Here is a 17773-nt window from a genome sequence, read left to right on the forward strand (position 1 = left end):
AAATCAATGTATAACACCCGATATTAACTTTTCATCCATCTAATGCATTTAAAATTTCGGATTAACTGGTATCTCTAGCATTTCTGGATAATATTTTTCGAGTATCATTTTTTGTATATTCCTCTCACCCATATATTTCTTATACTTCATAACAGTAAACAAAAACTCTCTATTGTTATAAGGTGTTATTTCCTCTACTGCGATGTCTTGCTCTGCAGGGTACATCGAACCCCAATTAGCTATCCATTGCTCTATAAAAAACAAGTCAGCTATAGGAACGTCTAGTTCTATTGAAAAATTCAGTGCATCTTCGTACCACTTATTAAATTCATTACTCACAAATTTTGCATCAGGAAATTTAAGTCTTGTTGATTTAAGGGAAAAAACATTCGCATCAGAATTTATAAAGCCATCTCGAGTAATTTCCCCAACATTTCCATTGATAATTATCTTATTGCTTTTATTATCTAAGTGATATTGAACAGTTCTATGTTTCGGTAAATTTCTTCCCAGCATTACATTCTCTTTAATAGCATCTTCAGCTTCTTTAGATAAATCCGGTAACGATTGAATATGATTGAGTTTAAAGTCAAAAGAATTCGCTAATTGTTTAGGGACCCTTATATCTTGATCGTTTTCGTTTAATACATTTTTACTACTTACAAAATGCTCTATATTTCCATAAGAATGCAAGGAATATGCCAATAACAACCTGCTATCCCAACCAGCAGTCACACCTTGCATCAAAAAAAACCTTGAAGACAGACTTGATATGGAATCTTTTAGCAAGTTGTGAACCCTATCAAGCGTAACACTTGAGTCACTTGTCTCAATATTATCTAAGCTTATTGGCAGCCTACTAGTGGTACGATCATTAACATCTAAATAGTGATTAGGTAATAATCGATAAATACTAGAATAAATTGTTTTATCACCTATCCAAGCTCTTTCAGTTTTTTCGAAAACATGCGAATTAACAAACTCATCCATATCCTCTGACATATTCACACTTGCCCCTAAATGTTTTGCTATTAAATTAGCTGATGAAGAAACCACTTTTTGATTGTTAGTAGAATAAAAAATCCGTCTCATTCCACAAGCATCATTAAAAACAAACATTTCATCTTTTTTAATCCAAATTATAGCCCATCTTCCACCTAAATGAAATGTGTTTTGAAAAAGATCTGAAAAACCTCTACTATTATTTAATAGTCTCTCAACTATTTCCCTATTCGAATCATTCTTATTATCCGGATCTATTGCTATACCAATCAATATTAGCGTGGTTTCATCATCAGAAATTGATTCAACATTTAATGATTGGTCATAATACAGTGTATACAATTCATTTATATCTATTTTCAACCAATCATGTTCAATATTCATAGGTTTCTCTGTTAATACAAATTGTCTTTTATTAACTAAATTCGACATTGTTAGCCTCCAATTTAGTCTGTATTCACCATTAAACTTTTCTTTTGAGTAATATAAATTTATTATCACTAAGCGTAATATATATTTCACATAATAAATAAAATATTGATGAATAGTATATTTTACTCTAAAGCAAACCTAATATCATTTTGTAATAAGTTTTTAAAAAATTATACTCAATTGCTAAACTCAGCAAACCTGCACTGCTTTGATATAAATACTCCTCTTGCATCATCTCAGGTAAAACGTTGGTTCAATTCAAGTTTCCCCGTTTTATTTAGTTATAAACGTCTCCAAAAGAAAATAATTAAGCTAATAGATATTAATTAGCCCTAGACCTTAATAATCTTTGAAATTTATGTATACGGTCAAACTCTTTTTGATAATCATATTTGATATAGGCATCTTCGTTCAACCCTTCATAATTAGGCCACTTATATACACCTGAATACGTAGGTACATCTAATCCCTTAGTTATTTGAAAATTCATTCTTACTATTACAGCTAGATATTCTTGATATTCAAAGGCGTCTTGTAAATATGACTGCTTACCATCTAAAATGTCATTAATAAGCAAGTTCAGTGTTTTTCTTGCTGTAACAGCTTCATCCATAACTAAATCCCAATCTGTTTCCGTTTCTTCAATCAGTTCAATAAAATACAAAAATCGTGCTTGATTATATTTGATGAATCCTTTCCACATTAGATCATCTTGTGATTGTTCTAACGCTTTCTCACTAGCACTTTTAGCTTCATATAAGTAAGTTAAAATCAATTCTTTATCGTGATGTGATAAGGAATCGCGATTTTGAATAATGGTTTTAATTCCGTCAATCTCTAAAATATCATAACCATCTAGTGGCAGGTTTTGATATAAGAGGTCAATTGCTTTCTTATTATAAAATAAGCTTAGATAATTATAATAAACTGTACTTGTGACAGGATTCCTTAACAAAGTTCCTCTTACTTCTAATATCTTATAAACTGGCTTAATATTTTCGGTATGGGTTAACTGTTGATAATTACTGATCGCTTCAATAAGATTGACCGTTTCTCGAATTAGTATTAAATTGCCTGTACTTATCGTCATGAGGTCCTTTTCTTTCTTTTTGATCAGGCGAATAATGTGCTCCATCCGATTAATATTAGCTTGATGGTGATGATTTTTGGAATTAAACAAAGAGGGAAATACAATAATTAAGTCAATAAAATATTGTAGTTGATCCGCAAATTCCACAGCTGTTTTTTGAGTGCTTTTTAAAACGCTTCTCTAACTGATCAAACAAAGCTTCACTTACTTCTTCAGAGTTTTCCTGATCATATTCACTAATTATTTTGTGAATAGACGTTGTATACAACTCATTCTCTAATACATTCCCATCCATTTTCGTAATCGTATAGAAACTATCGATCGACAGATACGTTTTAACAGATATAATAAACGCAATGAATGAAATCACGATTGAAACAACTGAAATATTAAAATCAACAAATTGCACCGTACCATCGAGGTGATAGGCTTGATAACCAACAATAATTGCTAAAAAGATCGCAATAAGACTGGTAGCCCAATAAAATATTAATCGTTTCTTCATCTTCATAAGCATGTTCCTCTCATAAAAAAATCTAACCAAATTTGAATGGTTAGATTTTCATCATAATTGTATACTATTATGTCATTTATTTTGTTTTACTTCCAAGGTTTTTGGTTAATTTTTTCATTAAAATTAACACAGGCTTCTTGCCACCTAAAACCAGACCAGCCATCTCTGCAATGATGTGCACTAAAAATAATGCAATCAGGATAAACAACACACTTGAAGCGATATTTGAATAACCAAATAATATGGCTAGAGTGCCAAACAAAGCACTTAGTAAATAAATAGTCAGTACTGCTCCGCGATGAGAAAAACCTGCATCTAATAACTGATGATGAATATGTTTCCTGTCTGCAATCATGACACTTTCTCCATTTTTTAAACGTCTAATAATTGTAAAGAATGTATCGACAATTGGAACAGCGATGACTAACAAAGGAATGATGAAACTAAAAAGCGTGACATTTTTAAATAACCCTAGCATTGAAATAATTGCCACCATATAACCTAAAAACAACGAACCAGAGTCGCCCATATAGATCTTAGCTGGATAAAAGTTAAAGTATAAGAAACCAAAGTTTGATCCTAATACAATGATTGACAAGAAAGCAGCAGCCAAGTTGCCTTCAAGAAAAGCCATAATAATAATGGATGTCAAAGCAATGTTAGTTACACCTGCAGCTAGGCCATCTAACCCATCGATTAAATTAATGGCATTTGAAACAGCTAAAATCCATAAAATCGTAACAATGATACTTAAATTATCTAATTGGACCTCACCAAACAATGGGATGTTAATTTTTTCGATTAATAATCCTGATGACACAATCATAATCGCACTCAACCCTTGTCCAGCAAGTTTATAAACTGGTCTTAAGCAAATTAAATCATCAAGAAGACCTGTAATTAACATGATAAAAGCACTTATAATGATTGCTGTCTGATGTTCATGCTCAGGCCAAAAAACAACATAAGCTAACAGCACTCCGAAAAATATCGAAATACCGCCTAAATAAGGAGTTGCTTCACGATGTATCTTCCTTGCATCAGGATGATCAACTATCCGAAATTTAATCGCTTGTTTTCTTATAATTGGTGTTATAACTAATGAAGTTGTAAATGCGATAAAAAAGCTTATAATTAATATGGTTAGATTCATAATTAACCCTCGAGTCTTATTGAAATTCACATTAATATTAGCACAAACTTTGTTGTAATTAAATGAATTATAGTGTATTTTTAGATATAATGGTTTACAATTTATGAGAATGAAATTTATAATGTTATAATTGGATAGAATATTTTACTTCAAAGGATGAGTAATATGAAGAGAATTGAACAACGCAAACAAAGACGTCGAAAAAGACTTAAAAAATTTATATATATTACATTGGCATTACTCGTGTTAGTTGGAGGTGCAATAACCTATTACGCTTTTCAAACGTACCAAGCGGCAAGTAGTTCCTATGATGATTTAGGCCGGGAAAAATCCGAAAAAAGAGATGAAGCCGTAGATATAAGTAAAGATCCGTTTTCTATTTTAGTCATGGGGTTAGAAAACTACCAAGAGGATGACCCTGGAAGAACAGATACGTTAATTCTATTAACTTATGATCCTGAAGATCAATCAGTGAAAATGGTGAGTATTCCACGTGATACGCGGGTGGACTTCGCTGGCATGGACCGAACTGATAAAATTAACCATGCTTATGCCTATGGGGATAAAGAAATGACGATTGATACAGTGTCGAAGTTCTTAGATATTCCTGTCGATTATTATGCGACTGTCGATTTTAATGCATTTACACGAACAGTCAATGTCTTAGGTGGCCTAACTGTTGACGTACCGTTTGACTTTGAACAAAAATCAATGGCGCCCAATTCTTACATGATTGATTTCCAAGAGGGTGAACAACATTTAAATGGTGAAGAAGCGTTAGCATTTGTTCGCATGAGAAAAGAAGATCCTAGAGGTGACTTAGGTCGAATTGACCGTCAGCAAGAGTTTCTAAATTCTTTAGCAGATGAAGCGATGTCTTTAAAATCTATCTTTAAGAGTAAAGAACTTGCAAATGTCGTTGGCGAAGAAGTAACAACAAATGTACGTATTCGAGAAGGCATACAAATGCTTACCAACCTAAATAATTTTGATAGTAGTAATATAGATTCACTAACACTAGAAACTTATAATGAAAGAATTGGTGGCATTAGTTATCAAATCCCCGTCCAAGAATCATTAACTGAAGTCAAACAAAGCCTAAAACAACACATGGAGATAGGTGATACAGAAGAAACTTCTCGTGAAGGGGAACAAAATGCCCAAGCAAGTGAAAAAGATAATAAGGATAACCATTATTAAATTTAAAACGGAGTGTCCCTTCTTTGGGCTACACTCCATTTTTTTATTATAATATATAAATCTAAACATGATACTTGCTTTAACATAATGATAATCTTCCATATTCAAAGTATGGCTATTTTATATTATGTGTTATCAGTGAGAATACAATAATAATATTTTTAAATTAAGTTTCAATCCTTTTAACTCTCAAATCATATAATATAGGATAACTAAACCTCACTTGTTAAATACTGTTTTTTGAAAAAATATAAAAAGTAAAATGCTAATCCCCGTTTATATCAAACAAGTTACCATTACATAATTAACAATTACATGAGTAATTTAATCATCTAAAGTTAATGATATAATAGAGTGAGATTTAATAAATATAAACTTGGAGGTTAATTATGAAAAACTACGATTCTTTAGAAGCGTTTAAATATGGATTCCTTATATCGGAAGAATTACCAAGCAATCCTGAAAAGCTGGAAGGCTGGTCTTATAACAATTTATCTAATTATCATATCTATTCACATCCATCTTTAAAGATACAGACTATTAAAACTAAATATGGGCATGCTGTCATTATAGGTGATATCTTTGTTGCAAAAGGTAATAAATCAATTCATAAGATTATTAACAAGCTAATTAATAAAGAAGATTGGGATGCATTTGACAAATTATCAGGAAGGTTCGCCATATTTCTTATCTCTAAAAGTTCTGCAAAAGTTCTGCACGATCCCTTTGGATCTAGAACTATCTATTACCGCCAAGAGGAATCATTTGGGGTATCATCTCATTCAACGCTTTTAGCTGAAGCATTTAATGAAAGTATAGACGAAAACGCCAAAAGCTTTATAAAATTACCTGAGTATGCTCAGCGAGGTACTGGGTATCTTCCAGGTGATGCAACAATGTATAAGAACATCAAATTATTAGTACCAAACAACTATTATGACGTATGTTCAAGAAATACTGTTCGATATTGGCCAAGAAAACCTATAAAAAAAACCTCATTTAATAAATTTTTAAAAGAATGCGATGAATATTTTCAAAACTTCAATTCGTATGTTAACAAACACTATTCATTATTATTAGGGCTGACAGGAGGAGTGGATTCCCGCGCACTTATCGCTGGTTTAAATCAATCTAATTCTCAGATTAGATTGATAACATGGAGTGGTAAAAGATTGCCTGAAAGCGAGTTTCCAATAGTAGAAAATATGAAATCCTATCTAGACTTACCTCATTTCTACATGGACCCTTCACCTATCCCAGATAGCGAAAATTTTCAAAAATACCGCAATCTAGCCTCAGTATCTACTGGATACTCTCGAGGTGGTTCTATACTAACGGGTCACATGAGTGAGTTAAATTTCCTAAATAATGAAGTATTCGTTCGTGGATGGGGTGGCGAAATTATTAGAGGCTTTTATAATAGGCATAACCAACACGTTTCAAATAGTCTTTCAGAAGATTTTTTCCAATATTACAAAGGAGGTAAACTTAAAAACCCGAGTTATGAATTTGAGTCTTTCACTCGCCAAGCTATTCAAGGATTCATATCTAGAGGAAATTATGATAAAGAATTATTCAATATAGACGTAAGAGACCTTTATTATTGGGAGCAACGCATGGGGACATGGGGAGCTAATATGCTAAATGAACTTGACCCTGTAATTTATTCATTAATTGGCCTTAATAGCCGTCCTCTGTTTGAAAAGGCCTTCGGACTCAAAGAAGATGAACGGTTAGGAAAAGATATAATGATAAATATTACAAAACGCTATGATGTTAAGTTAGCCAAAATGGGCGTTGTTTCTTAAAAAATTCATTTGATAATATTATATTTAATAAGTAAAAGACTGGCCAGAGTACACAACACATCAATACTCAGGCCAGTCTTTATTTTCACTATTTTATTGTGTTTAAGGGACGTACCTTAGGAGTAACATTAAACATTTGGAAAATATTATCTTTTACAATCTTTAACTCCTCATCAGAAAAGTTATCGGAGTTATCTAAAGTACTAGATTTTATTTTCAAGTATGGAATCTGATCTAGCTCATATTTATAAATCCAAGGCGTTAAGAATAGCACTTCTTCTGCAGTTGCAACTTCATTTGGTACTAAAAGGTCTAAATTTTTATTAAATAACAATTTATATACTTCTGATGTGATTCTTGAATCTGGATTATTCTCATAATTAGGATAATGAAACACAGCTATATCCTCAGATCCATCGAGCTTTTCAATATAATTTTTAATTTTATCTAATTGGCTTCTATCAGATAAATCTACAACTATTATTCTTCTATAAGTCTTTTCTACCTCTTTTTCTGGAAGTATTGGTCTAGGTTTTGGAAATCTATAATGTCTTCCAGCCGGATTCAAGTACAACTGATTAACCTCTTCAAAGGAATCATGCCACCATTCAAATGCCTCACGATAATTTCTTCGCAAGCCAAATTTTATTGTTCTTGAATTTGTTGTGCTTGTACTAGTTAACGAATTTTCATTAGATAAAGATATAGAAAGTGGGACATTAGGAAAAACTCTAGCAATACTATCTGAACCAAATACTTTCTCAATTCTGAACAGATATTCAGTATCGCCTGCTACACGTACAGAGTCCCATCCTCCCAGCATCTTTACTACTTCCTTTTTAACTAAAAGTGAAGAGGAATTCATTGTTAAAAATTTTCCTCCAATTAGTGAAGTACTATTTATAGGAGTAATATCTTTAAGAGCTCTTACTAAATAACTAACAGAACCTATGCTTTTCTCATCCTTTAAGATTTCTTTAACTTGAATTTCAATTTTTTGTGTATGTGACCAATCATCACTATCATGTACCGTTATAAAATCGCCTGTAGCATAGAGTAAACCTGTATTTCTTGCAGCATATGCACCTTCATTAACTTCCTTTTGAATTAATTTTATCCTTGAGTCTTTTCTTGAATACTCATTAACTACTTTAGCAGTATTATCTGAGCTACAATCATCAACAACAATAATTTCTAAATTTTTCATAGTTTGATTTATTAAGCTGTCTAAAGCCACATATAATAAATCTGCAGCATTATACGCTGGGATAATAACAGAAACCTTATAATGTTCAACACTGGATGGTTCTAATGGCGTGTTGTAAATATTTTCTAAGTCTAATGGCTTTTGTTCTTCTATTTTCTCTATTTTTTGAAAGTTATTTTTTTCATATAATAGATTATACCACTGTAAACGATCATTTTCTATTTCTGACAGATGTGACATTGCTAAACATAATTCAGAGAGCATTCCTCTTGAATTAATCGCTTCCCACACTATTCGTTTAGCCTCGTCAATCTTATTTAATTTTTTTAAAATCTTGATTTCTATTATGATATTTGAGATATAATTACCAGAAGTTTCGTGATCTTTTATGAATTGAATTTCATTTAATGCATTTTCAAACTGTAGATTATCATAATACCATTTCACCAATGATTTTGCAGCTTTTATTTTGTTGTTCATTGTTTCTGACTCATCATTTCTTATAGACAATAAACTCTGAGAAGCGTATGATGCAAATCCACCCCATAATTTTTTGTCAAGCTCATTTACACCATGTGACATTACCTTTGAGTTAATAACACTACTTGAGTTGTTATTATTGGAAATAATTTTTTGTTTATTCTTTCTTTTGACTCCTCCTAACAATCGTAATGGCCAAGATAATTTCCAAGAACGACTTTTGCTCAACTTTTCAAAATTCTTTTTGGCTTTAGCAACTTGTTTTTGTTGATTGTCTAATTCATTCTTTTTCTTTTGTAAATTTAGATTCAATTCCTTCTCGAGGCGAATTAATTCTAATCTTCTTATATCTTCTTCTTCTATTCGTTCCTTTAAATAATTTGAGGAAGCTATAATTTGATTAATTTCATAATTTGAGATATCTTCATTTTTATTATTCACATTAATTACTCCTTACACTTCCGAAGTTCTATTTTTTAAATATTTGACCAATTTTTCTGTAAAATGCCGTTAATTTCCATGACGTGCTATTAAGTATCTTTTCATACTCTTTCAAGAAGTATTGTTTATTTTTTTTGGCTTTAATGATTTTTTGATCATTCATTTTAACTTTTTGTCGTAAATCTGCTACCTTTTGTTCAAGTTTCTCATTATTTCTAATTTTTTCTTCAAGCTCTGAATGATTTCGATTATAAGTCATTTCTTCTTTTGTAAGTTTGAAATAGTATTCTTGTTGATTGATTAAAGTTGATAAATTTTCTTCCATTGCTTCAAGCCGTTCTGAATTATGTTCTATAAGATTAGTATCCAAGTAATTTGCACTCCTCTCTTCACGCGACAATTCTTTTACATTATCATGAACTTTTTTGTAATTTATTTCTTGGGAATAATCATCAAAAAAACAAATTAAACGTTGATCAATACCCTTATCAGGTCTTCTTAAAGGTTCTCGAACAACAATTGAATAGAGTGGATCTCGTCCTGTCCACTCTTTTAATTTATCTAAATTAACTGGGTCATTTACATGTTCCTCTTCAACGCCCTGAGGCCAATTATAGGGTACAGAGATTAACACCTTGTTTGATAAATCAAATAATTTTTGAGCAAACTTTTTAGGATGTTCAATATGCTCTAAAACTTGTAAACAAGTAACAAAATCAAATTTTTGATTACTTTTGTAGCTAAAAAAATCTTCTACTATAGGTATGACGGTTTCAGAAGAATACGGGTTGCATACATCTAATGTATATTTGTATGGAATCCAGTAGAATCCTTCAATATATTCCGCATTTGATGATCCTATATCAATCATGCTATTAGCTTCTTTACCAAATGCTTTAACTAAAAAGTCAACATACTTATAATACATCATATTATTCCTATTGGTCCAATAGTTATTAGTAGGCATACTAAAACACTCCTAAAATTGACTTTAACTCTATCATATAATGAATATTGTTTTTTGTTAATATATTTAGCACATTTTAAAAGCAAAAAAGTGACCTAACTAAATTAGGTCACTTTTTTGCCTTCTAGTTTATTTGTTCCAACCAATTGTTCGCAGTCCAGTATTCTGAACCATTTACTTCAATCTTATACCAATTGTATTCTGTTCCATCCAATCCTTTAGTTTCATTAATTATATCTTCATTAGAATCAAGTTTAGCGACAACTAATTCATTATTTGCTAAACCTCCTGCTTTGTCTCCTGCAGGATCAAACCGATAATTAATCCCATTGTCCGAATTCACCATAAATAAATTAAGGACTTTAACATAATCACCTGAAACCCAGCCTTCTTCATCATTTACTTCTATTAAATACCAACCATCTTTGTTATATCCATGAATAGAAACTTCTGTTCCATCACTAAGAGAAGAAATTGCATTATAATTTGTACTAGGTCCTTCTCTAAAGTTTAGACTTCCTTTAACTTCAACTTCACCTTTAACATTGTCTGGATACTCATTAATAACAATCTCATCTTCTTGTGAAGGAGGCGGAGGCACTTCTCCATTAGCATTAGGCTGATTTAGATATTGTGGTACATCAAATTTATTCGCTACATCATGTGCATTATTTCCAAGCATATCACTTAAGAAATTAGCTTGTATTTCTGCCCACCTTATATGTGTTGCATATTGTCTTCTTCCACGATCAACATTTCCACCAGATACATCTGGATCCCATTTCATTTTATATAAAGTATTTTGCCCTCTAGCTAAATAACTGTTAGCTATTTCTTGAGCACCACCATGTATTGCTTCGCTTGGGCTAAACCATTTTTCATCAAACGCGTATTTTGCACCTCCACTAATAGGACTGTTATCAACCGCTCCATACCCATACATGTTATAAACAATATGATCAACATCTTGATGGTTAATGTCTTTAATAATATTTCCTTCTTCATCTCTCACAACTTCACCATTAGCATTCACACCAATGCCTGAGGCCAACGTAGAAGCTCCATTTCCAGTTTCATGAAGAGCATGGGCAATTAAATAAAGTTCGTTTACATTATAATCTTTTCCTGCTTTTTTAAACGCCTCTCCAGTACCTTGTAGTATACCTTTCCCAGATAAAAAGTTAGTGTTTAATTCATTAACTGTGTAACTTGTTGTTTCATCTAATAGCATAAACTGTAAGTAGCCAGATGTACCTTCTTTGAAGTTAGATGGATTCAAATAATATTCAACATTTGCACGATCTGCAGATACAGCACCTGCCCCATCATATTTAGGGTTACCATATTTCATTTGAATATCGACAGCTGAATCAAAAGTAACATCATACTTAGTTGTAGTAATGTTTATCAACTGGTCTGGTGCTTGTTTACTTTGTGCTAATTCTAAGTTTTCTACAGCTGCATTCACTACATATGAAGGTACACCTTCCGAACTAGATAAATTTTGGTAACGCAGTATTGCTGATTGAAAATTGGATTGTTTATGTTGTTGAAATGCATAATCATAATAATCTAAAGAAATATCTTCTATTGCTTCAAGGATATTATTACTAGTTGGGTGAATTTTATAAGCATCTTTAATTAAACCAAATCGATTACTAATAGTTCTTTCACTGTAGGTTGTATCTATCAACTTCTTATCTGTTGGTATTACATTTCGGTTTTCTGCATATCTTAATAACAATTCCGCTAGCTCAACAAGGTCGGGCGATATACCAGAAGCAGAAATTATTTTGTTATATCTGAACACAGCATTTTCAAAATTCCCTGTGTTATGACGGTTATCACGAGCCCAATCCAAGTAATTCTTTGATGTCTCATTTAAACCTTCAACTATTAAACTATTATTTGGATAAAGTACATATGCTTTACTGAAACCTTCAAATTGCCCGCTTATCGTTGGTCTTTCATAGATTTTATGAAATAAATTCTCTGTATCATCAATCTTTCGACTACGTTCGGCAAATGAAAGTTTAGCTTCCGTTTTTTCTTTTAATTGTGTATCTAAATCTGGTAAATTTAAAATCTTTTTATATCTTTTACTGGCAGTATTGAAATTAGATTTATTATGCTGATCCGTTGCCCAATTAATTAAGTTTTGAGCACTTTTCATTAAATGACTGTGTAGCATTTGGTCACGTTCATATAACCAGTATCCATCTAAAAATGCTTGTAAGATACCTGATGCCGTGTCTTGATCATTGGCATAATTTATATAATCCTTCTTAGACGGTATGGTAGAAGACTCAACTGCATATTCAAGACTTTTTTCTGTCTTATTTTTTAATTCCTTGTCTATTCCCTCTATTGCAAGAATTTCTTCGTAATAGCGTTGTGCCTTGTCATATTGTGCTTTGTCATGAAATGACTTTGCTTCATCATACAAACTTGAAACTAATTGAATCATTGAATTCTGTATATCAGATTTCAAAGAATTATTAATAAGCTCAATATTTAAGATCATTTCATAATTGTTGTAAGCCGTTAATGTTTCTCCCTGACTTTGTTTTTTATGAGCCCAATTATATAATGATGATGCACTACTATTAACCCCCTCTATGAATCTACTATTATTTGGGTAAAATTCATGACCTTCTAAATACAATTCTAATTTTGTAGAAGCCTGATATGCATTATTAGCTTGTTCTAAGATGGCGTTTGCTGACCGTTTACCTTTATTTGCATCAGCATATAATTGTTCTGCTTTATCAATAAGGCTTTGATCGACGTATTTAAAATCCAGCACTTTTTCGTATCTAGCCTTTGCGGTTTTAAAATCAGATTCATTATGTTGTTTTAAAGCCCAGTCTATCAAATTAGACGCAGCCTCATTCATCAATTCTACATCACTAATTCCAGGGTATAGTACAGTGATATCCTTAGCAACTTCAAATTTTCCACTAACTGTTCTATTCTCATTATACTCTTCAATAAGTTGTTCATATTGAGGAATATTAAGGTTGTTCTCCGCACGATCAAGGTGTAAATTAATAGAATCTATTAACTTTTCACTAGTTTTTTTAGTATTTAGTATTTTATTATAACGGTCTATCGCTATATCATACTCACCAGTATTATGTTGTTTACGCGCCCAATTCAACAAAGATAAACTACTCTCATTCAGACCTTTAACTAGTGCTGAATTATTAGGGTAATGAGAAACCCCTTCTTGATATAGCTCAACTTTACCTGAAGCTGTCCATTCATTTCTTGCTTCATTTAATATGATTTCAGCTGGTCTTCTCTCGGCTTTCGCATCTTCGAGATACTGTTCTGTAGTCGATTTTAGTTCATTCTCTAAGGATGGTGATCCTAAAATTCTGGAGTATCTTACCTTCGCTGTCTCAAACTCATGGTTTTTATGTTTTTTTTCAGCCCAATCAAACAAATTATGAGCACTGTCATGCAAACCATTTTCAATCTTGGAATTATTTGAGTAGTAATTGTATGCTTCTATGAAAGCATCTAACCTTCCCGAAGCAGTTGTTTTCATCATAGCCTCTTTGTACATTTGATTAGCTGTTGGGTATGCATTACCATTAGATGCATATTCTAATTTGAAATTTGCTTCTTCCAATAAGTTGTCTCGTATATTTTCTAATTCTATTATGTATTGATAATGATCAACCGCCTTAGAGTACTCACCATCTTTATGAATACGAGACACCCAGTTCAGTAGATTTTTCACGCTATCATTTAGCCCATCTACTAGTAATTTATGATTAGGATGCTCATTAAGTGCCTCTAAAAATGTTTCTACACGAGCACCCGCAGTATAATGTGACATAGCTTCATCATACCAAGCCTGTGCTGATTTTGATTCAGATGAAGAGGTTGTTTCGCTTTCATTATCTTCCTGATTAGATGTTTCATCCGCCAATGAGGAACTGTGTGGAAAAAGCAAAACCAATAAAACAGTTAAAATCGTAAAAATATGTCTAACTTTCTTCATAAGGTACACCTCCTAATAAAAAAGATTTGAATTCAAAATTAGACAATATAAAAGTGTATACAATAAATCACCTTTCGATTTAGCTTCAGCTTGTTACTATCCATATCATTATATTATAAAATGAATAGTAAAAAAATTCATGTGAAATTCGACTTAATTTTACAAAAAAACCTTATAAGCAACAGGATGTAATTCCTATTACCTATAAGGGTGAATCTATAATATCCTCAATTTTTATAAGCTCCAGTAATAGTAACCTTTAGTCTGGGCCTCATTCCTATTAAACAATTCCTTTACATCGATTAGCACTTTCTTATCTTTATCATTGAAATAATTATCTAGCAAATCTAAGTTAAACTGTTCTTTTATCTCTTTGTGATTTACAGCAACAACCATAGCATTTAAGTTATGCAGATCTTCTTTGGTGGCTAATTCTAGGCCAAACTCTTTCTCGACTTCATTCTCATCAGCTACTGGGTCATAAATCACAACTTCAATTCCGTAATCTCTTAGTTCATTTACAATATCAATAACTTTAGTATTCCTTACATCGGGACAATCTTCTTTAAATGTAAGACCAAGAACTGCTACTTTACCACCATTAACTTCTTGTTTTGCTTTTATCATTTCTTTTACGACGTTGGATGCTACATGTTTACCCATTCCATCATTAATTTGACGTCCTGCTAAGATGATTTGTGAATGATAACCTAATTGTTCTGCCTTATAGGTGAAGTAGTATGGGTCCACTCCTATACAGTGCCCACCCACTAATCCAGGTGTGAATTTAAGGAAGTTCCACTTTGTCCCAGCAGCTTCTAAAACTGCTTTAGTAGGAATGTCCATTTTGTTTAATACCATAGACAATTCATTCATAAAAGCAATGTTTATATCTCTCTGAGAGTTTTCGATAACTTTTGCTGCTTCAGCAACTTTTATAGATTCAGCTTCATGAACCCCAGCCTCTATAATAGAAGTATAAAGATCCGAGATTTCCTTAAGAGCATCTTCATCTGAACCTGAGACAATTTTGGTTATCTTAGTCAATGTATTAACCTTGTCTCCTGGATTTATACGTTCAGGGGAATAACCGACCTTAAAGTCCTCACCGAATTTAAGGCCTGATTCATTTTCAAGATATGGAATGCAAATTTCTTCAGTTGTACCAGGGTAAACTGTAGATTCAAACACTACAATTGAACCTTTTGTTAAATGTTTCCCTATTGTTTTACTGGCACCAATTACTGGGTCAAGGTTTGGTGTTTTATCTGTGTTAATCGGGGTTGGAACAGATACGATGTGAAATTTACATTTCTCTAAATCCATTGGATTACTTGTGAACTCCATAGTCGTATTTGATATTACACTGTCACCAACTTCTTCTGTTACATCAACTCCATTACGATATGAAGCTAATTTATCCTCGTTGAGATCAAACCCTACCACTTCATAATATTTGGCTAATTCAACTGCCAAGGGTAACCCAACATAGCCTAAGCCTATGACTGCTATTTTTTCATCTTTATTTTTTATTTTTTCAAATAATGACATTTTAGCACCTACCTACTTATTTTTCTTGTTTATTATACTATATCTAGCAATTATTTGTTTAAATAACGACATCTAAAATGTTTAATTATCTCGGCTAGTATTAAATAATTCATTAGCTTTAAGCTCAGATATAGCTCGATAAATTTTTGTTGAATGTTTATCACTCTTAATTGTGGTTTCATTAGATATTATATTAGGGAGATATTCTTGTTTATATTTCAATAACTGATCGTCAATAATAATGAGGTGGCTACATTCTAGGAATTCGCCATAAACAACAAATTGAATACGTTTCCCGTCCAATATTTCTCTTATATTATCACAAACTTTACCACTTTTCCTCGCATTTTCATAGCTATGGAGTTGCACTAATCCGACTTTTTCATAATGCTTCAGCCAATCTTTAACTTCTTCGTCCAATTTCTTACTCTCATCTGTGAAATCAGAAGCAATTATAACATCGAAGTACCTGAAACCTTGTTCTTTTGTATCCTTAGTAAGCCATAATGGTTCTGGTACTGAATACGGACGTTCATTTAAAGGGAATGGCATGTATAAATTGCCTGAAGAATGATACCTTTCAAGCGCTTCAACATATTCTTTCCTAATCCCTTTAAAATATCCGTTATACCCAAATGCTGAATTTCCAGTTAGTGATGCGACAGCTTGCTTTGGTAATGATAATGGACCTGTATTTAAATCCTTCACTCTGTTATTACCAAATGCATTGACTAATCTTCGTTTAAATTCTCCATCTGCAGCAAATCGAACACTATCCCAAAAGCCAATTGTATTAATGACTTCAGCTTTACGAAACATGATAGAAGACATATTCGAAAAAATGTATCTACCAGGTAATCCTCTTCGATAAAACTTTAGGTTTTCAGTTAATCTTGCGTGTTCGGATGAATTAGCAACCATTTCTGGATTATCAATCAAGTGCCTGGCTTGAAGTTCTATTTTTTCTGCATGTGACCAATCATCAGCATCATTAACAGTGACAAGATCGCCTGTAGATTTTTGTAAACCTATGTTTCTAGCTACATATGGTCCACTATTTTCACCTGTAGTATAAAGTTTTATACGCGAATCTTCTTCCTTTAATCGATTTACAATTTCCTTCGTCTCATCCTGACTACAGTCATCAACAACGATAATTTCAATGTTTGTCCAAGTCTGTTTTTGCATTGATTCAATAGCTGTTTGTATACCTTCTTCAGCATTATAAGACGGAAGAATGATTGATACCTTAACATCAGTATTTTTACTCGGAATAGATGGATTCTTCATGTCTAATTGTTCATATGACACTTCATTCTCTGTATTTCGGAAAGTAATTGGTTCTAGGTCATAATGCTTGTAAGCTTTATTAATCCAAACAATTTTTTCATCTATATTTGACATTAAATTTGATTTGGCTAAATAAAGATCTGGATGTTCCTGATATGAGAGTACTCTATCTAAAATTTCATTCGCCCTATCTTGTTCATCTAATATATCTAGGCATTCCGACATTAGTATAGCTACTTTTCTTAGGTCATCAACATTAGAGTGGTTTTTTACATAAAACCTTAAATATTTAATTGCCTTTTTAGCTTCATTGGCTGTGTAATTATTAGCATGCCAAAGGGCAAGTTCCCACGCAGCCTTTTTTCTTTTAGTAATAGATCCTTCATCATTAAGATAAATATCTTGTAAATCTTCTAATGCTTTGTCATAAAAACCTAAGTTATATAGTTTATATTTAATTTCATCCACTTGTTTTTTATCCTTTTCATTTTGGCTCCTACCAAAATACCGCTTCAACATTTTTTTTTGACGTTCACTTAGCATCCCACTTAACTTTTTCCGCTTTTCATCTGACATCCTAGAAAATATTACAGAATCAAAAAGCTTGAATAATTGCTTTTTCAAGA

General features: G+C 32.1%; 11 protein-coding genes. 2 read left to right on the forward strand and 9 right to left on the reverse strand.

Annotated features, from left to right (window positions below; all coding sequences use genetic code 11):
• Positions 1-48 precede the first annotated feature (48 nt).
• The 4 genes from FHR85_RS05755 to FHR85_RS05770 form a co-directional block, all read right to left on the reverse strand.
• The gene (locus FHR85_RS05755; RefSeq protein ID WP_167261918.1) at positions 49-1434 is read right to left on the reverse strand and encodes a hypothetical protein; all 1386 of its coding nucleotides are present in this window, start codon (positions 1432-1434) and stop codon (positions 49-51) included.
• Positions 1435-1756: 322 nt separating this feature from the next.
• Positions 1757-2524, reverse strand: a complete 768-nt coding sequence (locus FHR85_RS05760) for a hypothetical protein (RefSeq protein WP_167261919.1) — start codon at positions 2522-2524, stop codon at positions 1757-1759.
• 112 nt (positions 2525-2636) lie between these two features.
• Positions 2637-3035, reverse strand: coding sequence for a hypothetical protein (locus FHR85_RS05765; RefSeq protein ID WP_167261920.1), 399 nt, complete (start codon positions 3033-3035; stop codon positions 2637-2639).
• Positions 3036-3114: 79 nt separating this feature from the next.
• Positions 3115-4191, reverse strand: a complete 1077-nt coding sequence (locus FHR85_RS05770) for a glycosyltransferase family 4 protein (RefSeq protein WP_167261921.1) — start codon at positions 4189-4191, stop codon at positions 3115-3117.
• Between the two features lie 165 nt (positions 4192-4356).
• Here FHR85_RS05770 and FHR85_RS05775 point away from each other — a divergent pair, with 165 nt between their 5' ends.
• Positions 4357-5391, forward strand: coding sequence for an LCP family protein (locus FHR85_RS05775; RefSeq protein ID WP_167261922.1), 1035 nt, complete (start codon positions 4357-4359; stop codon positions 5389-5391).
• A 389-nt stretch (positions 5392-5780) separates the two neighbouring features.
• Entirely contained in the window at positions 5781-7199 is a 1419-nt protein-coding gene (locus tag FHR85_RS05780) for an asparagine synthetase B family protein (RefSeq protein ID WP_167261923.1), read from the forward strand.
• 88 nt (positions 7200-7287) lie between these two features.
• On the opposite strand, the gene FHR85_RS05785 is transcribed toward FHR85_RS05780, so the two are convergent.
• From FHR85_RS05785 to FHR85_RS05805, 5 genes are all read right to left on the reverse strand, one after another.
• Complete coding sequence (locus tag FHR85_RS05785; RefSeq protein WP_167261924.1) at positions 7288-9327, reverse strand: glycosyltransferase; 2040 nt, start codon at positions 9325-9327, stop codon at positions 7288-7290.
• A 28-nt stretch (positions 9328-9355) separates the two neighbouring features.
• Positions 9356-10294: a methyltransferase domain-containing protein gene (locus FHR85_RS05790; protein WP_167261925.1), complete on the reverse strand. Its 939-nt coding sequence runs from the start codon at positions 10292-10294 to the stop codon at positions 9356-9358.
• A 124-nt stretch (positions 10295-10418) separates the two neighbouring features.
• Positions 10419-14306, reverse strand: coding sequence for an SH3 domain-containing protein (locus FHR85_RS05795; RefSeq protein WP_167261926.1), 3888 nt, complete (start codon positions 14304-14306; stop codon positions 10419-10421).
• 234 nt (positions 14307-14540) lie between these two features.
• Positions 14541-15857 (reverse strand): nucleotide sugar dehydrogenase, encoded by a 1317-nt coding sequence (locus FHR85_RS05800; protein ID WP_167261927.1) that lies wholly within the window; start codon positions 15855-15857, stop codon positions 14541-14543.
• Between the two features lie 81 nt (positions 15858-15938).
• A complete protein-coding gene (locus tag FHR85_RS05805; RefSeq protein WP_167261928.1) occupies positions 15939-17771 on the reverse strand; it encodes a glycosyltransferase family 2 protein in 1833 nt (610 codons plus the stop codon).
• Positions 17772-17773 lie beyond the last annotated feature (2 nt).

This window comes from Alkalibacillus almallahensis (genome assembly GCF_011761495.1).
GTDB lineage: Bacteria > Bacillota > Bacilli > Bacillales > Alkalibacillaceae > Alkalibacillus > Alkalibacillus almallahensis.